Here is a 3,293-nt window from a genome sequence, read left to right as displayed (position 1 = left end):
TATCGATGATGCGATCGCACAGGGATATGACCTCATCGTTCTTCCCGAATCGGCATTTCCTCTCTATATGAACGAACATACCGAAATATCCGAAGCCTTAGCGATGCGCTCGCTCCATATCGCCATACTCACGGGGACACTGCACAAAGAAGACGGCTTAAACTACAACGTCTCTTATCTTTTTGATCAAGGAAATATTACGGTTGCCAAAAAAACGATCCTCGTCCCTTTCGGCGAATATATACCGTTACCTGAATTTTTACGCGGATGGGTAAATCGTGAGATTTTCGGAGGGGGAGCTGATTTCGTGACCGCCAAAAAACCGACCGACTTTACGCTAAAAGGGACAACCTTTCGAAACGCCGTCTGCTACGAAGCAACCCGCGCTGAACTCTACACACCCGATGTTCGCTATATGATCGCAGTGAGTAATAACGGGTGGTTCAAACCCTCTATCGAGCCGACAGTGCAAAAACTGTTAATACGGTTTTATGCCCGTAAAAATCATACGGTTGTGTTTCATTCGGCAAACGGCGGGGGAAGCGGGATAGTGTATTAAAAGAGAATCAAGCCAAAAGGCTTGATTGTTTAGTGGCGAACGTTGAGGTTGTTTTTGTTGATCGCTTCGATCACAGCTGTGATGTGTTTCATTTTTGCCTCTTCATCATCCATGTTGTGGATCGCATCGAGGTTAAAGTGTTGCAATTTAGTATCAAGATACCCAGTATCGAGTTCACCTTTGATAAAGTGCTCATCACGAACAATTTGACGGTGAAGAGGAATATTCGTCGGAACACCCTCGATCAAGAACTCATCCAATGCACGGCGAGCTTTACGAACCGCATCTTCCCATGTCAATGCCGTAACGATCAATTTTCCGACCATTGAATCGTAGTTTGAAGGGATTTGGTAGTTGGTGTACGCCATAGAGTCCAAACGCACTCCCGGACCACCCGGTGCAAGGTAGTTAGTGATAAGACCCGGAGACGGGACAAAGCCCATTTTCGGATTTTCAGCATTGATACGGAACTCGATCGCGTATCCGCGGAATTTGATCTCTTCTTGCATGAAGATCAACGGATCACCCTCAGCAATTTGGATCATACGTTGGATCAAATCGATCCCTGAGATCGCTTCGGTAACCGGATGCTCAACTTGAACACGGGTATTCATTTCGATGAAATAGATGTTATCGTCTTGGTCAACCAGATATTCGATGGTTCCGACACTCTCGTATCCGAGTTTGAACATCGCTTTGGTAGAGATACGGTAAAGCTCGCGGCGTGTCGCTTCGTTGAGCAACGGTGATGGAGCGATCTCGATCACTTTTTGGTGACGACGTTGGATCGAACAGTCACGGTCTCCGAGGTGGACAACGTTACCGTATTTGTCAGCAACGATTTGGATCTCGATGTGACGAGGGTTTTTGAGATATTTTTCGATGAAAACTTCACCGCGGCTAAAGAACCGCAATGCCTCTTTGGTCGCTGATTCGTACATCTCTTTAAAATCAGATGCTTTCTCAACGATACGCATACCGCGTCCGCCTCCTCCGAAAGCCGCTTTGATAATGATCGGGAATCCGATGTCGGTTGCGATTTTTTCCGCATCGTCGATGTTGTCGATCGGCTCATCGGTACCCGGAAGCATCGGAACGCCTACGGCACGCATCGCTACTTTAGAAGCCATTTTATCCCCGAAAAGGGCGATGTGTTCCGGTTTAGGACCGATGAAGATGATACCGTTATCGGCACACGCTTGAGCGAATTCGGCACTCTCAGACAAGAATCCGTATCCCGGATGGATCGCATCACAATCAGCTTTTTTAGCCAAAGAGATAATACGCTCATAATCAAGATATGCGGCGATCGGATCACCCATGATCGGATAACATTCATCAGCTTTGCGAACCCAAACACCGTTTACGTCTACTTCTGAAAATACCACGACACTTTGAATTCCCAACTCTTTACAAGCACGAATAATACGAAGTGCGATTTCACCACGGTTCGCAATCAATACTTTGCTGATCTTTTTAGTTTCCACTATTTTCCCTCATTTGAACATCTACGAGTGCAAGTTAGCCTCTATTGGATGCCCTATATCTTGATTTAAAAATGAAATTATAGGATAAAACTGCTGTTAATGCAAAATTTTTTATCTCCTTTGCACATTTCACAAAAACTACGCCCTCAATTACACCTATTCATACCATTTCACTCATGATTATTGGATTTTTTGAAATTTGCTATTATAATGATCAAAAAAACAGGGATGCACTCCATGAAAATAGCAGCAAACATCACGGAACTCATCGGCAATACCCCGTTGGTACGCCTCAACGCCCCCTCCAAAACAAGCGGAGCGAGTATTTTAGGAAAATGTGAATTTATGAACCCGACCAGTTCGGTCAAAGACCGCATCGGATTCAATATGATCCGCACAGCGATGGATGAGGGGCGTATCAACAGCGAAACACTCATCATCGAACCGACCAGCGGCAATACGGGGATCGCCCTTGCTTCGATCTGCGCTGCGCTGGGACTCAAACTCACCTTGACGATGCCCGAGTCAATGTCGATCGAGCGACGCAATCTCCTCAAAGCGCTCGGTGCCAATCTCGTCCTCACCCCCGCCGCCGCAGGGATGAAAGGGGCGATTGATGAAGCCAATACGCTCGTCGCGTCAAACCCCAACGCAATCGTGTTACAACAATTTGCCAACCCTGCCAACCCCGCTATCCATCGCGGCACCACCGCACAAGAGATTTTACGCGATACGGAGGGGAATGTCGATATTTTCATCGCCGCCGTCGGAACGGGAGGAACCCTCACCGGAACGGGAGAAGCACTTAGAGCCGCCTTGCCCAATGTTCAGATCATCGCCGTAGAGCCCAAAGACTCCCCCGTCCTCTCAGGAGGCAAACCGGGACCGCATAAGATTCAAGGGATCGGTGCGGGATTCGTCCCCGAAGTGCTGAACACCGCTCTTTATAATGAAGTGATTACCGTAAGCAATGAGGATGCGATCAGTGCCGCCAAAGCGTTAGCCAAAACCGAGGGGTTACTGGTGGGGATCTCGGCCGGGGCAAACGTCCATGCCGCATCCCTTGTCGCAGCCCGTCCTGAGAACAAAGACAAAGTGATTGTCACGATTTTATGCGACACGGCAGAGCGTTATCTCAGCACTCCGTTGTTTGAATCGTAAATGCTCCTAGAAACCATCCGCTGTGAAGGGGGAGAGGCTCTGCACCTCTCGTATCACCAAAAACGGCTGGATCACTCGCTTCGAAC

General features: G+C 48.0%; 3 protein-coding genes. 2 read left to right on the top strand and 1 reads right to left on the bottom strand.

What is annotated here, in order from left to right; all coding sequences use genetic code 11:
• On the top strand, window positions 1-559 hold a 559-nt coding region (locus VFW36_RS02360; protein ID WP_329657220.1), incomplete at its 5' end, for a nitrilase-related carbon-nitrogen hydrolase.
• Window positions 560-588: 29 nt separating this feature from the next.
• Here VFW36_RS02360 and VFW36_RS02355 read toward each other — a convergent pair.
• A complete protein-coding gene (locus VFW36_RS02355) occupies window positions 589-2,046 on the bottom strand; it encodes an acetyl-CoA carboxylase biotin carboxylase subunit (RefSeq protein WP_329657219.1) in 1,458 nt (485 codons plus the stop codon).
• 237 nt (window positions 2,047-2,283) lie between these two features.
• On the opposite strand from VFW36_RS02355, the gene cysK reads away from it, so the two are divergent.
• Window positions 2,284-3,207, top strand: coding sequence for a cysteine synthase A (gene cysK, locus VFW36_RS02350; protein WP_329657218.1), 924 nt, complete (start codon window positions 2,284-2,286; stop codon window positions 3,205-3,207).
• Window positions 3,208-3,293 lie beyond the last annotated feature (86 nt).

The sequence above is a fragment of the Sulfuricurvum sp. genome, assembly GCF_036279695.1.
In the GTDB taxonomy this organism is placed as follows: Bacteria; Campylobacterota; Campylobacteria; order Campylobacterales; family Sulfurimonadaceae; genus Sulfuricurvum.
Note: the sequence above shows the minus strand (reverse complement) of the source record. Positions and strands in the feature narration are given on the sequence as shown.

Coding starts and splice junctions, on each gene's coding strand:
- cysK (WP_329657218.1), top strand. CDS start 2,284: ATGAAAATAGCAGCAAACATCACGGAACTCATCGGCAATACCCCGTTG.